The organism is Gluconobacter oxydans DSM 3504 (assembly GCF_000583855.1).
GTDB lineage: Bacteria > Pseudomonadota > Alphaproteobacteria > Acetobacterales > Acetobacteraceae > Gluconobacter > Gluconobacter oxydans.
This window is the reverse complement of record NZ_CP004373.1, coordinates 2,072,536-2,086,858: the sequence shown is the minus strand read 5'-3', so window position 1 is coordinate 2,086,858 and position 14,323 is coordinate 2,072,536. Positions and strand designations below refer to the sequence as shown.

At 62.6% G+C, this 14,323-nt stretch carries 13 protein-coding genes; 6 read left to right on the top strand and 7 right to left on the bottom strand.

Features of this window, described 5'->3' with window-relative positions:
- Nucleotide 1: 1 nt before the first annotated feature.
- The 6 genes from rpiA to tkt form a co-directional block, all read right to left on the bottom strand.
- Nucleotides 2–697: a ribose-5-phosphate isomerase RpiA gene (gene rpiA, locus GLS_RS09215; protein WP_193363809.1), complete on the bottom strand. Its 696-nt coding sequence runs from the start codon at nt 695–697 to the stop codon at nt 2–4.
- On the bottom strand, nt 694–1,434 hold the full coding sequence (gene pgl / locus GLS_RS09210; RefSeq protein ID WP_041112001.1) for a 6-phosphogluconolactonase: 741 nt from the start codon (nt 1,432–1,434) through the stop codon (nt 694–696). The genes rpiA and pgl overlap by 4 nt, the downstream gene beginning before the upstream one ends.
- Nucleotides 1,431–2,291, bottom strand: a complete 861-nt coding sequence (locus GLS_RS09205) for a Cof-type HAD-IIB family hydrolase (protein WP_193363808.1) — start codon at nt 2,289–2,291, stop codon at nt 1,431–1,433. The genes pgl and GLS_RS09205 overlap by 4 nt, the downstream gene beginning before the upstream one ends.
- A 106-nt stretch (nt 2,292–2,397) precedes the next feature.
- Nucleotides 2,398–3,396 (bottom strand): phosphogluconate dehydrogenase (NAD(+)-dependent, decarboxylating), encoded by a 999-nt coding sequence (gene gnd, locus GLS_RS09200; protein WP_041112000.1) that lies wholly within the window; start codon nt 3,394–3,396, stop codon nt 2,398–2,400.
- A gap of 3 nt (nt 3,397–3,399) precedes the next feature.
- Complete coding sequence (locus GLS_RS09195) at nt 3,400–6,273, bottom strand: bifunctional transaldolase/phosoglucose isomerase (RefSeq protein WP_041111999.1); 2,874 nt, start codon at nt 6,271–6,273, stop codon at nt 3,400–3,402.
- A gap of 12 nt (nt 6,274–6,285) precedes the next feature.
- Entirely contained in the window at nt 6,286–8,343 is a 2,058-nt protein-coding gene (gene tkt, locus GLS_RS09190; protein WP_041111998.1) for a transketolase, read from the bottom strand.
- Between the two features lie 137 nt (nt 8,344–8,480).
- Between tkt and GLS_RS09185 the strand changes: the two genes are divergently transcribed.
- From GLS_RS09185 to GLS_RS09170, 4 genes are all read left to right on the top strand, one after another.
- A complete protein-coding gene (locus GLS_RS09185; RefSeq protein WP_041111997.1) occupies nt 8,481–9,485 on the top strand; it encodes an MBL fold metallo-hydrolase in 1,005 nt (334 codons plus the stop codon).
- Nucleotides 9,486–9,536: 51 nt separating this feature from the next.
- Nucleotides 9,537–10,037 carry an ankyrin repeat domain-containing protein gene (locus GLS_RS09180; RefSeq protein WP_193363807.1) on the top strand — a complete coding sequence of 167 codons (501 nt, stop codon included), beginning with the start codon at nt 9,537–9,539 and terminating at the stop codon, nt 10,035–10,037.
- Nucleotides 10,034–11,101, top strand: a complete 1,068-nt coding sequence (gene hisC / locus GLS_RS09175; RefSeq protein ID WP_041111995.1) for a histidinol-phosphate transaminase — start codon at nt 10,034–10,036, stop codon at nt 11,099–11,101. Before GLS_RS09180 ends, hisC begins: the two co-directional genes overlap by 4 nt.
- 139 nt (nt 11,102–11,240) lie before the next feature.
- Nucleotides 11,241–11,516 (top strand): hypothetical protein, encoded by a 276-nt coding sequence (locus tag GLS_RS09170; RefSeq protein WP_024716948.1) that lies wholly within the window; start codon nt 11,241–11,243, stop codon nt 11,514–11,516.
- Between the two features lie 52 nt (nt 11,517–11,568).
- Here the strand turns inward: GLS_RS09170 and GLS_RS09165 are convergent, their stop codons facing one another.
- On the bottom strand, nt 11,569–12,384 hold the full coding sequence (locus GLS_RS09165) for a glycosyltransferase family protein (protein WP_041111994.1): 816 nt from the start codon (nt 12,382–12,384) through the stop codon (nt 11,569–11,571).
- Nucleotides 12,385–12,468: 84 nt separating this feature from the next.
- Here GLS_RS09165 and GLS_RS09160 point away from each other — a divergent pair, with 84 nt between their 5' ends.
- Nucleotides 12,469–13,752: an aminopeptidase gene (locus GLS_RS09160; RefSeq protein WP_041111993.1), complete on the top strand. Its 1,284-nt coding sequence runs from the start codon at nt 12,469–12,471 to the stop codon at nt 13,750–13,752.
- Between the two features lie 11 nt (nt 13,753–13,763).
- The gene (locus GLS_RS09155) at nt 13,764–14,315 is read left to right on the top strand and encodes a hypothetical protein (RefSeq protein ID WP_226986559.1); all 552 of its coding nucleotides are present in this window, start codon (nt 13,764–13,766) and stop codon (nt 14,313–14,315) included.
- Nucleotides 14,316–14,323: the final 8 nt, after the last annotated feature.

Sequence of the window (14,323 nt, the reverse complement as noted above, 5' to 3'; positions counted from 1 at the left end):
TTCATGGCTCCCAGTGCTCCACACCATCCGGCGTCGCCACGAGGACTTCAGACGCCATGTTGAGAAACATGCCGTGCTCCACGACACCCACAATCCGGTCGATTTTCTCAGCCAGCTCCTCGGGCTTTTCGATCGGTCCAAAATGGCAGTCCAGGATCATGTTGCCGGTATCGGTCACAAACAGCGATCCGGCCCGGTCCGTCCTCGGCTTCACGCCGCGTGCACCACAGGCGGCCAGACGTTCCGCCGTGCATTCCCAGCCGAAGGAAATGACCTCCACCGGCACCGGCGCCCGTTCACCCAGCAGGTCCACTGGCTTGGTGCCGTCCACGATAATCACGAAACGCTTGGCCGCCTGCGCCACGATCTTCTCGCGCAGCAATGCCCCGCCCAGACCCTTGATGAGGTTGAGCGAACCACGCTGGACCTCGTCCGCACCATCAATGGCGATGTCGATGCGGCGATGCGCGCTGAAATCCGTCAGCGGGATCCCGGCCTTGAGCGCCTTGTCCTCGCTGTCATCCGAGGTCGGAATGCCGAAGATCTCCAGGCCTTCCGCAACGCGCTCGCCCAGACGCTCGATCATGTACGCCGCTGTGCTGCCGGTCCCGAGCCCTACGACCATACCGCTTTTGACCATGTCCGCAGCTTCACGGGCAGCCGTGCGCTTGTGAACGTTCATATCCGTACCGCTCATGCGTCTTCTCCCACCGCAGCGCGGTCTGCCAGAATGATGATCCGTCCTTCGCTCGTCACCCGTGCGGACGGGATGGAACTGTCGCCCTCGACCAAGCGCTCCAGCATCTCGACCTTGGAGGCGCCCGTCACGAGGAACACGACCAGCGCACTCGACTGGATGGCGGGATAAGTAAGCGTGATGCGCTCGTAAGGTGCTGTAGACGGGGCGGCCGTCCCGACCCAGGCCGTCCGCTCCTTCAGGACCGGCTGCCCCGGAAACAGCGAGGCCGTATGACCATCGGTGCCCAGCCCCAGCATGACCAGATCAAACAGCGGGCGCTGCGGATCGAGCGTCGTTGCCCCATAGGCGGCCTGAAGGGTCTTTTCGTAAGCCTTCGCATCCTCTTCCGCCGTGCCACCTGTGGGAATGGCGTGGACGTTCTGCGCCGGCACCGGAACGCGGGACAGCAGGACGGACTGACCGACGGTGTGGTTGCTGTCGGCATGACCTTCCGGCACATGGCGCTCGTCGCCGTAGAAAATCTCGACACGCTCCCACGGGATCAGCTTTGCGCGGGACGGCGTGGCCAGGATCTCGAACAGGCGCTTGGGCGTAGAACCGCCGGACAGGGCGACCCGGAACGGGCCATCCGTCTTGGCCAGAATCCCTTCGACGAGAAGATCGGCCATCCGCAGAGCGACGGCTTCAGAGTCAGGAAGGGTTTCCAGCGTGGCGGCACGGATGTCGGTGGTCATGGATTGGGAACTCTCGGCAGGATGTAGCGCTCGACGGCCTTGGCCCAGCCATCGCGCTCGTTGGTGTCTGTGAGAACCTGCGCGGCGGCTTTCACATCGTCTTCAGCCTGCCCCATCGCAATGCCCAGACCCGCGACCGAAAACATCGGCAGATCGTTATGGGCATCGCCAAGACAGGCGACCTCATGCGGCGCGATGCCATGGGCAAGCGCCAGTTCGCGAACAGCCTCACCCTTGTTGGCCAGGGCCGGCGTCACGTCGAGAAGTATATCGGAAGAACGACGCACGCTCGCATCGCCCTGAAGCATGGCGCCAAGCTCGGTCTCAACGTCCTGAAGCAGGCTGGTATCGCTGCTCACGCCCATGACCTTCCCGATGCCCTCGAACTCCTTGCGAAGATCAGGAACCTGATGCGGCGTCAGGCCGGTGATGCCCTGCTCGTGCTGCACGAAGGGAGTATAGGCGTCCTGCACCATCCAGTAGGACTGCCGCAGGAACCAGGTCTCGATCCCGTGCAGATGCAGCATGTCATGAACGATCGACAGCACATCCGGTGACAGAACACGGCTGACGGACGTGGTCCCGTCGGGCCTGAAGATAATGCCGCCATTGAAGCCGGCATTCTGCCCGGTCAGACCGAGCTGCTCGATATAGGGGACCATGGCGGCAGGCGGTCGCGCACTGGCCAGACAGAGGGGAATTCCCCGCTCCTGCAGCACCCTGACCATGGCCAGCGTCGAAGGCGCGATGGTCTTGTCTGGCGTCAGGAGGGTTCCATCCATATCGGACACGACCATCCGGATGGTCTGTGGCAGCGGCGGCAGAGCCGCGTGGATGGCATCGAGGTCAACGGACATAAGAGCCCCTGTAAAAACCCCCGTCAGAGTCTTTGCGGGGGCTGGCTGGTCATTGATGGCAAAACCATACCCTGCCAGCCAGTCCTTGCCCATGAGGGGCGCAGGCTTATTTCTTTTCGACGTGTCCGCCGAAACCGAAACGCTGTGCCGAGAGAATTTTCTCGGCAAAATTATTACCCGACCGCGAGCGGAAGCGCGTGAACAGCGCAGCCGTCATGACGGGAGCCGGCACGTCTTCTTCAATAGCGGCTTCGATCGTCCAGCGACCTTCACCGGAATCCGCGACTTCGCCGGAGAACTCATTAAGCGTCTCCGAACGCGTCAGGGCCTCGGCCGTCAGATCGAGCAGCCAGGACGACACGACACTGCCGCGACGCCACACTTCCGCGATGTCACCCATATTGAGCTCGAACCGGTCCTTTTCCGCAAGGATCGGGGAGTTCTTGCTCTTCATGATGTCAAAGCCTTCGGCGAAGGCCTGCATCATGCCGTATTCGATGCCGTTATGGACCATCTTCACGAAATGGCCCGAACCGGCGGGACCACAATGCAGATAGCCCTGCTCGGCACGCGGGTCATGACCCTTTTCGTCACGGCCAGGTGTGCGCGGTACATCCCCGATGCCCGGCGCCAGCGCGCTGAGGATCGGGTCGATGTATTCGGCGGTCTCTTTCGTGCCGCCGAACATCATGCAGTAGCCGCGTTCCAGACCCCAGACACCGCCTGAAGTCCCGACATCGACATAGGAAATGCCCTTTTCAGCCAGTTCGGCCGAACGGCGGACATCGTCCTTGTAGTAGGTATTGCCACCATCAATGATGATGTCGCCACGCCCCAGAAGACCCCCAAGCTGCTGAACGCAGTCCTCGGTAATGGCACCTGCCGGCAGCATGACCCACACCACGCGGTGCTCATCGCCTTCAAGAAGCTTTGCCATGTCTGCCAGCGTGTCGGCAGGCGTTGCACGCCCGGCTTCACACCGCCCGACGACAGAGGTGGTCACTTCCGGCGTGCGGTCATGCACGACGACATCATGTCCATGCCGGGTCAGACGGACGGCAATATTGCCGCCCATCCGTCCCAGTCCGATGATTCCGATCCGCATGACTTATGCTCCTGCCAGTGCTTTGTGGATCGCCGTTTCCAGAGCCTTCAGCCCGTCCTCCAGCGGTCCATCGATATGAACGCGGAGGGCACGACGACCACGGGCCGCGAGCACCTCGAAATCGCCTCGCGCCTGTGCCGCTTTCACGACACTGAAGCTGAAGCCATGGCCCGGAACCGGCACATCTGCCGCATCCGTCGCCGTGACCTGCAGGAACACACCACTGTCGGGTCCGCCCTTGTAGGCCTGGCCCGTCGAATGCAGGAACCGGGGTCCGAATTCGGCAGCTGTCGCCACCTTCAGAGCATCCCGAAGCTCCATGCGAACGGACTGTGCCCAGTCCCGTGTCTGCTGGTCGCGCCTGATATAGGCGAGCAGCCCGACATAGTCACCCGGCTTTACGCGATCAAAGAGCGCCTTGAGGATGGAGACCGCATCGCCTTTGTTTCCAGAGGCTTCCGTGTTCTTCGCATCCGCATAGAAGGACAGCGGACCATCCTTTGCGAAAGGCGTTTCCGGCGGCAGCGATCCCGTCTCGGCATAGGCCGAGGTCAGCTTGCGCGTCTCGAGCTTGCTGAACTCCACATCCGGCTGATCGAACGGATCGATCCCCAGAACCGCACCCGCCACGGCCGTGGCGAACTCGAACAGGAAGAACGCCTGTCCGATCTGGGCCTTGTCCGCCAGACGGATGGTGACCACCGGCGCACCGGCGGCACGCAGGGCGCCAAGACGGCTGTCGGGAACATCGTCGCCCAGCAGCAGATCCACGAAGACGCGGTCCGTTCCGTAGACATCCGGCGTTCCAAGCTCTTCCTCATCGATGGGGATGAGGCCGAGGCCCTTCTTGCCGGTGCTCTCGGCAATCAGCTGTTCCAGCCAGGCCCCAAGTGAGGCAATGCCTTCGGACGCCAGGATCGTGACCTTGTCACGATTAAAGCAGTGCGCGGCATGTCCCAGGATCAGGCCCAGAACTGCACCCGGATTGGCGGAAGGCGGTGCGCTTCCGTCACAGGATTCCACCATCAGGCGCGTGACCGTCAGCAGCTTGCGGACATCGATGCCGCTCGCAGCTGCCGGGACGAGACCGAAATTGGACAGGACCGAATAGCGACCGCCGATTTTCGGATCGCCGTAGAAAATGCGCCAGAAGCCGTTTTCCTCGGCCACCTTCTGCATGTGCGAACCCGGATCGGTGATGGCGATGAAGCTGTCACCCGGCTTCTTGCCGAGAGCCTGCCCTGCCACCTGCCAGAAATGCGCGAACAGAATGTTCGGCTCCAGCGTTCCGCCGGACTTGCTGGCCACGATGAACAGGGTGTTCTTCGGATCGATGGCTTTTTCGAACGCCGTAACCTGCTGCGGGTCCGTACTGTCGAGCACATGCAGCTTCGGCCAACCTTCGCGCTGCCCGAATGTCTCGGCCAGAACCTCGGGACCAAGGCTCGAACCACCCATGCCCAGAAGCAGGATATCCTTGAAGCCGCGACTGCGGACATCGCGGGCCAGAACTTCCAGCTCCTCGATATGCCACAGACGATCCTGCACGACCGTCAGCCAGTTCAGCCACCCGGCTTCCGGACCGTTCGTCCAGACAGACGGGTCCTTCTTCCAGATGCGGCGCAGACCGCCACTATGGCTCCAGTCCTTTTCGGCCGCTGCGACATCATCACGCAGATCAGGCGGCAGATCCGCGCTGACCCGCAGAAGACGATCGCCCAGAACCGCCTCGCGCTTGGTGGCAACGGCCGTCAGCAGCGTATCGAACGAGACGCTGAATGCCGCGCAGCCATCCTTGACCAGCTTGGCCGTGATTGCATCCAGACCCAGTCCGAGACGCTCGACCTCAGCCATCACATGACGTGCCTGATCGACGTTCTCCGTCAGGCTTGCACGGGACTTGCCGTGATCGCGATAGGCGTCGAACGTTGCGGGCGGGATGGTGTTGACCGTCTCGGGACCGATCAGCTCCTCGACATACAGGACATCGGAATAGGCCTTGTCCTTGGTGCCGGTGCTGGCCCACAGCAGACGCTGCGGGTTTGCACCCTTCTCGGCCAGCGCCTTCCAGCGCGGGCTGTTGCGGACTTCCAGATAGTACTGATACGCCATCTTGGCATTGGCGATCGCGACCTTGCCGCGGATGGCCTTCAGCGCCTCGGCTTCCGGATCACCCGCTGCAACGCGACGGTCGATTTCCGCGTCGATCTTGGCATCGATGCGGCTGACGAAGAACGACGCCACGCTGGAGATGCGCGAGATTTCCTCGCCCCGGGCCACACGGGCCTCAAGACCGGAAATATAGGCTTCCAGAACAGCCTTGTACGCGTCCAGCGAGAACAGCAGCGTCACGTTGACATTGATGCCGTCCGCGATCGCTTCGCGGATCGCACCCGTGCCTTCAACCGTACCCGGAATCTTGATCATCAGGTTCGGACGCCCGACCGCCTTCCACAGGCGGCGCGCTTCCGTGATGGTGCCATGCGCATCGAAGGCCAGATAGGGCGAGACTTCGAGGCTGACATAGCCGTCCAGCCCCTTGGTCTTTTCGAACACCGGATCCAGCACCGCACAGGCCGAGCGGATATCGTCGATGGCGAGATGCTCGTAGAGCTCGCCGGGAGACAGGCCCTCGCCTTCGAGCAGCTTGCGGATCTGCGGATCGTATTCCGTGCCGTGCCCGATGGCCTTCTCGAAGATGGCCGGGTTGGAGGTCACACCCCGCAGGCCGTCTTCCTCCACCAGCTTGCTGAGGCTGCCGTCCTCGGTGAAGCTGCGCTGGATGAAGTCCAGCCAGGGAGACTGACCGTATTTTTCAAGGTCGCGCAGCACGCTGCCGACTTCGTTCAGACCGGTGTTGGAGATTGTGTCTGCCACAGGATCTCTCCCTTACTTGCCGCGCAGGGCCTGACGCTTCGCCGCGTCATAGACCGCCTCAGGCGTGAAACCGAATTTCGTAAGCAGTGCCGAGGCCGGAGCCGACGCACCGAACGTGTTCATGGCGATGATCGCGCCACCCAGACCGACATAACGATCCCAGCCGAAGGCCGCAGCCTGCTCGACCGCCACGCGACCGATCACGTCAGGCGGCAGCACGGAATCGCGGTATTCCTGGCTCTGCTCTTCGAACAGGTCGAAGCTCGGCATGGAGACCACGCGGGCCTTGATGCCCTCTTCCGTCAGCTTCTCGTAAGCTGCAACCACGAGGCTGACTTCCGAACCCGAAGCAATCAGGATGACGTCCGGCTTGCCCTCACAGCTCGCCAGCACATAGCCACCCTTCGCCAGACCGGCGGCGGAGGCATATTTCGTGCGGTCGATCGTCGGCAGGTTCTGACGGCTCAGGGCCAGCACGGCCGGCTTGTGCGTCATCGGGATCAGCGTGCGCCAGGCTTCAGCCACTTCATTGGCGTCGGACGGACGGATCGTCATGATGCCCGGTGTGGCGCGCAGTTGGGCAAGCTGCTCGATCGGCTGATGCGTCGGTCCGTCTTCACCCACACCGATGGAGTCATGCGTGAAGATGTACAGAACCGGCAGTTCCATGATGGCCGACAGACGGATCGGGGCCTTCATGTAGTCGGAGAAGATCAGGAAGCCCGAACCGTAAGCGCGGATGCCCGACAGCGCGATGCCGTTGCAGATGGAGCCCATCGCATGTTCGCGCACACCGAAATGGATGTTCCGGCCGCCATAGCTGCCATTCCATTTTTCCGGCTGGAAGGAGCCACCACCCTTGATGTCCGTCTTGGTGGACGGCGTCAGGTCAGCAGAGCCACCGATCATCCAGGGCAGGTTCTTCGCCACCGCGTTCAGCACCTGACCGGAGCTTGCACGCGAAGCAATGCCCTTCGCATCGGCGTCGAACGTCGGGATGTCCTTGTCCCAGCCTTCCGGCAGACGATGCTCGATGATGCAGTCGATTTCAGCCGCCAGTTCCGGATGCGCCTCGCGATAGGCCGAGAACAGCTCGCGCCATTCCGCATGGGCTTCCGCACCACGCTTGCCGAGGCCTTCGGCGAAGTGCTCCTTCACGCCGTCCGGCACGTAGAAATCCGGAGCGTCTTCCGGCCAGCCATAAGCCTGCTTCGCACCCTTGATCTCGTCCGCACCCAGCGGTTCACCATGCGCCGACGCCGTACCGGCCTTCTTGGGCGCGCCATAGCCGATGACCGTCTTGAGAACGATCAGGCTCGGACGGTCCGTCACCGCGCGTGCAGCTTTCAGCGCTGCCAGAATGGCGTCAACGTCGTTGCCGTCCGTCAGCGTCTGGACGTGCCAGCCATAGGCCTCGAAGCGCTTGCCCACGTTTTCCGTGAAGGCCAGATCCGTCGAACCCTCAATGGAAATCTGGTTGGAATCATAGATCCAGGTCAGGTTCCCCAGAGCCAGATGACCGGCGGTGGAGGCCGCTTCGGAGGCCACGCCTTCCATCATGTCACCATCACCACAGAACACCGTCACGTGGTAGTCGAACAGCTTGAAGCCCGGGCGGTCATAACGCGCGGACATCCATTTCTGCGCGATCGCCATGCCGACGGAATTGCCGCAACCCTGGCCGAGCGGACCGGTCGTGGTCTCGACACCAGCGGTAAAGCGGTATTCCGGATGGCCCGGCGTCTTGGAGTTCAGCTGACGGAACTGCGAGAGATCCTCGACAGTAAGCGACGGTGCATCAACGACCTTGCCGTCCCGGATATCCTTCACGCCCGTCAGGAACAGGGTGGAGTACAGCAGCATCGAGGCATGGCCGACCGAAAGGACGAAACGGTCACGCGCCGGCCAGCACGGATCGGCCGGATCGTATTTCAGGTCATGCTGCCACACCGCGTACATTGCGGGGGCAAGGGCCATGGCCGTGCCGGGATGGCCGGAATTGGCGCGTTCGACACCTTCCATCGCAAGGGTACGGATCGTATTGATGGCGAGTTGGGGAAGCGTACTCATCGGAATGGGGTCTCCGGCTTGTGACTGACGGGAAGAAACGCAACGATATCCCCCGCACATTCTGCTGCCACGGCATGACGCGAAGTCGCGCCGGACGCAATGGCTGATTGGTAAACCATATTGTGAAACACGCTCTTGTGCTTGATGACAACCTGCCACATTTCGACGGGCGTCATTACCGAAATCCAGAGGCCTGGCGCCCGGACGAAACACGCACGGCCCGCACGACGTCCCAGCGGATCGGGAATATTTTCCGCTGGCAGATGGGGCTGCGCCCCCGCTGGCCGGATGCCCTTCCGCCCCAGAAAGCCTTCCCGCAGGTTACACCCGCTCCGGGGGAATGCTGCGTTACATTTATCGGTCATGCGACCGTTCTGCTCCAGTTTGGCCGCACAGGACGCGCGCCTCTGCGGATCATCACTGATCCGGTGTTCTCCGAACGCTGCTCCCCCTTCCGCAGTTTCGGTCCCCGTCGCGTCCGCCCACCCGGCATCACCCTCGACGCCCTGCCCCGCATCGACATCATCCTCGTCTCGCACTGCCATTACGATCATCTGGACCTGCCGAGCCTGCGTGCCCTGGCCGAACGGGACGACCCGCTCTGCCTGTCCCTGCCCGGCAACCGCCGCCATCTGGAAAAAGCCGACCTGCCGCGCATTGCCGAGCTGGACTGGTGGGAAAGCGCGACCGATGACGGCGCCCGCATCACGGCCACCCCGGCCCTGCATGGCAGCGCCCGCACGCCGTTCGATTCCAACCGCGCGCTCTGGGGCGGGTTCACGATCGAAGCGGATGGCCACACGGTCTTTTTCGCGGGTGACACGGCCTGGGGCAAGCATTTCGACGCGATTCACCGCCGCTGGCCGGACATCGACCTCGCCATTCTGCCCATAGGCGCCTACGACCCGCGCGACCTGATGCGGCGCGTCCACATGTCGCCCGAAGAAGCCCTCATGGCCTTTGATACGCTCAGGGCAAAACAGGGGCTACCCATCCATTTCGGAACCTTCCAGCTCACCGACGAGGCCATTCTGGAGCCCCCCACCCGTCTGGAATTCGCCAGCCGCCCCGGAAGCCGCCCCTTCGCAGCGCTGGAGAACGGTGAGAGCCTCACCCTTCCGCCCGCTGACACAAAAAGCTAACCTCCCCTCCGACAACACCCCGCGAGGGGACACCGCCATGTGGAAACCGTCATGAACGCCCAGAACGTCACTTTCACGTCAGACCAGATCACCGCCCTGTTCATCGACGCGGCCCGTGAAGGCGATACCGACCTCCTGACCCAGTTTCTGGACGCCGGCATGGCCATCGATACGCCCGACAGCCGCGGCTACACCGCGCTGATCGTCGCCACCTATAATGGCCACGCGGACGCCACCCGCCTGCTGCTGGACCGTGGTGCCGATACGGAAGCCACCGATCTCAAGGGCGCCACGGCCCTGTCCGGTGTGGCCTTCAAGGGCCTGACCGACATCGCAACACTTCTGCTCGATCACGGCGCACAGGTGGATCACGCCAATCATGCCGGTCGCACGCCGCTGATGTTTTCCATCATGTTCAATCGTGAAGACATGGCCAAGAAGCTCCTCGCCGCCGGAGCAAACCCGGACCTGAAGGATGCGGACGGCGTCTCCGCCCGCGACCTCGCCGAACGCCAGCTCATGACCGGCCTGTTCACCGGAACGCCCGCATGAGCCGTTTCTGGAACCGCCGTGTCCGTGACCTGCACCCGTATGTCCCGGGCGAGCAGCCAAAAGTCGCGGACCTGCTGAAGCTCAACACGAACGAGTCTCCCTATGGCCCGAGCCCGAAAGTGCTGGCAGCCATCCGGGACGCCGCATCCGACGATCTGCGCCTGTATCCGGACCCGACGGCGACAGTTCTGCGCGACACCATTGCCACGCGCTTCGGCACAACGTCGAACCGCGTTTTCGTTGGCAACGGCTCGGACGAAGTGCTGGCCCATGCTTTCCGCGCGCTGTTCCATGACGACGCGCCGGTCCTGTTCTCGGATGTGACCTACGGTTTCTATCCGGTCTATTGTGGCCTGTTCGAACAGCCATTCCGCCACATCCCGCTCAATGACGATTTTGCGATCGACATCGACGCCTATACCGGCGACTGCGGCGGCATCATCATTGCCAACCCCAATGCGAACACCGGTATTGCCCTGCCACTGGAGCAGATCGAGACGCTCCTGAAGCGTCATCCGGACCGGACCGTTATCATCGACGAGGCCTATGTCGATTTCGGGGCGCAGTCCGCCATTGAACTGACACACCGGTATGACAATCTTCTAGTGGTCCAGACGCTGTCCAAGTCCTATGCCTTGGCAGGGCTGCGTGTGGGTTTTGCGATTGGCTCTCCGGAGCTGGTCGAAGGTCTCATCCGGGTCAAGGACAGCTTCAATTCCTATCCCCTCTCCCGCCCGGCACAGGCCGGGGCCATCGCAGCGATCCAGGATACCGACTGGCTTGCGGACATTACGGCGCGCGTCATTGCCAGCCGTGACAGGCTGGTCCCGGATCTGCAAAATCTTGGCTTCCAAGTCCTGCCATCCTGTGCCAACTTCGTTCTCGTGCACCACCCGGCGCACAAAGCCGGAGCCATCGCCGCCGCCCTGCGCGAGCGGGCGATCCTTGTCCGGCATCTCTCAACCCCGCGCATCCAGGACTGGCTGCGCATCTCGATCGGAACGGACGAGGCCTGCATACGCCTGACAGACGCTTTGCGGGACATCCTCTCTCCCCGATCCTGAATTAACCGGACGGTAATACTCCGTCCCCCATAATCATGAGCCAGACAGGGCCAGCCGGGCACGCTTTCGTGTGCTCCATCCCGCCATCCTCCGGATGAGCGGGAGGCCTGTGAATGTTTCATGCGGAAAGACAGAACACATGCGTGCATTCCAGGGACAGATGTCCGACAATCAGCCTATTCGCCGCAATCAGGCCGAAAAGGAAAAACAGCTCCGGGACCTCAAGGAGACGATCGCGTCCATGAAGTCCCACACCTCTCCGACGCTGAAGGAGAGCATCCAGCGCCGCATCCGCGAACTGGAGGTCGAACTGCGCACCATTGCGCGCGAAAAGGCTGCCAAGGCCGCCAATCCGGACGCCCAGTCCGACCGCCAGCGCCGCCCGCCGCGTCGCAATACGATCCGCTCCATGTAATGGTGTCTGAGACGGCCGGTGCAGAATTCCCCTCTGCACCGGCCGTTTTGCATCAGGCGTCCTGAGCGACCGTTTTCCGGGATGCCGCATCCCAAGCCGCCGGCCCCATCAGCCGCAGCCGTGCCGGATGAAGACCGTCGGTCTCGGTCAGGACATAATACGCCGTATATTCGCCGGTCGGTCTGCCCGGCCTGTCCTTCAGCAGTCTGAAAACATTCCGGTCCGCCGTCATCTGTGTCCCGTCTCCGGCCAGAGGCTGGTTCCACATATCCAGAGCTTCCGGCACCCGCGTCCGATCGATCATCAGGCAGTTCGGGTCCACAAACCCGCCATAGCTTTCCCGGAAAATCCCGCCCCCGATCCCGACAGACTCCCACTGATCCTCGCAGATGGGCATCAGTGTTCTCGGATGCACGAACCAGCGCCCGGCCCAGGCCCAGTCCTGCCCCTCGATCGCCGTCAGCAGGGAGGACAGGTGATCAGGCGCCCACCAGTTATCGTCATCGAGATAGGCAATCCGCGGCGCGTTCGAGAGCTGGCTGAGCACACTGCGCAACACGCCCCCATCCTTTGCACGGCCAAATCCGCCATGCCTCTGGGAGGTGGAATAACCGGGCCACAGAACTTCAACAGCCCAGCCCGGCGGCCGTCCCTCGACTGCACGCCGTAGCAGTTCGTCCGCACCCTCTCCTGGTGCGCGATCCAGCCCGATCATGACCTGGACCCGCAACCCGCCCTTCTGCGCGAAGATGGACTGAAGTGCCCGGACGATACTCGGCCGCAACAGGCTCGGCATGACGACCGCAACATCGAACGGCCGCTGGTCTGGCTCGCCTGGATCGGCGAAAATGTGAAGTCCGGGTTTCATGGCGGAAACGATACTGCGCCCCTACAGGACTGTCACGTCACACCCCGCGCTGCTCTCTTGCACTTCGGCGCTCCAGAGCACACCATGACGGACAGAATGATCACTGCGAAAGAGTCCAACGTGTCCGCTCCTTCCACCTTTTCGCACGAACAGCTGCTTGATCGCCTGGGCGAGGTTGCTGTCCGCGTTGGCCTGAACATCGCGCCGGGCCAGCAGCTTCTCATCACAGCACCTCTGGCCGCCGTCCCGCTGGTCCGCCGCGTCACGGAACACGCCTACAAGGCCGGCGCCTCCCTGGTGACGACGCTGTACGCGGATGACGAGACCACGCTGGCCCGCTTCATCCACGCCCCGGATGACGCCTTCGACGTCGCCCCCACATGGCTGGCTGACGGTATGGCACGCGCTTTCCGTGAAGGCGCAGCCCGCATGGCCATCACGGGTGCTAACCCGACCCTTCTGAAGGGTCAGGACCCCGAGCGTATTTCCCGAGCCAATCGTGCCAATTCCAAGGCCAACCGCCCGGCGATGGAAATCATCACGCAGTTCGCCGTGAACTGGAACATCATCGCCTGCGCCACCCCGGCCTGGGCTGCACAGGTCTTCCCGGAGCTTCCGGCCGACGAGGCACTCGCCGCCCTGTGGGATGGAATCTTCAAGGCTTCCCGCGTCGACGTGGCCGACCCGGTCGCCGAGTGGAAAGCCCACAATGCCCGTCTGCATGCCCGGGCAAAATACATGAATGACAGCCGCTTCGAGGCCCTGCATTTCAGCGGCCCCGGCACCGATCTGACGGTCGGCCTTGCGGACGGTCATCTCTGGGCTGGCGGCTCGGAAAAATCGGGCAACGGTATTGTCTGCAACCCGAATATCCCGACAGAAGAAATCTTCACGACGCCCCATCGCAGCAGGGTCGATGGCCGGGTCAGCAGCACCAAGCCGCTTTTCCATCAGGGCACGCTGATCGACAACATCTCGGTCCGCTTTGAAAACGGAAAGATTGTCGAAGCCTCCGCAAGCCATGGCGAAGACGTGCTCAAACGCATCCTCAGCACCGATGAAGGCGCCGCCCGGATTGGCGAAGTGGCCCTCGTGCCGCACTCCTCGCCCATCTCGGCCAGCAAGATCCTGTATCGCAACACGCTGTTCGACGAAAATGCGTCCAGCCATATCGCTCTCGGTCAGGCCTATACGAAGTGCATGGTCGATATCGAAGGCCTGACACCGGAAGAATTGCTGGAGCGCGGCGTCAACGACTCCCTCATCCACATTGACTGGATGATTGGTTCGGACAAGATCGACCTCGATGGTCTCAAGAATGGCAACCGCGTGCCACTGATGCGCGCTGGCGAATGGGTGCAGGCATGACATTTCCCCGCATGACAGGGCTCTCTGCCCTTCTCGTTTCCGCTGCAATGCTGCCACTGGCGGCACAGGCGCAGACCTACCCGCCATCCGCCTATCAGGGCGGCGTCCCGAGCCAGACCCAGAGTCAGACCCAGATCGACGGAAGTGCCCCCCTTCAGGGTGCACCACAGCAGACCCAGCAGGTCTCGCCGCAGGTCCGCGCCGATACGGAACGGGCCATGCACTACCCGCTGCCGCCTGACTTCATGACCCGGGCCGCAGCGACGATCGCCGAACTCCAGGCCCGCAATATCCAGCCCCCCAACTCTCATGGCACGAGCCTCTCAGAAACGATCCGGCAGATCAGTCAGGTGCCGGGACTGGCACCCGTCCTGCAAAGCCACGGTTTCACACCCGAGAGCTTTGTGATGGGCATGACCACATTCGGCATGACCCTCGCCGCCAGCAACGGACAGCTCCCGACGGGAATGCCCAGCCCCAACCCGTCCAATGTCGCCCTCTTCAAGGCCCAGCCCGAGCAGGTTACGGCCCTGATGCAGGCCATGGGCAACCCGCCGCACTGACACCGGCA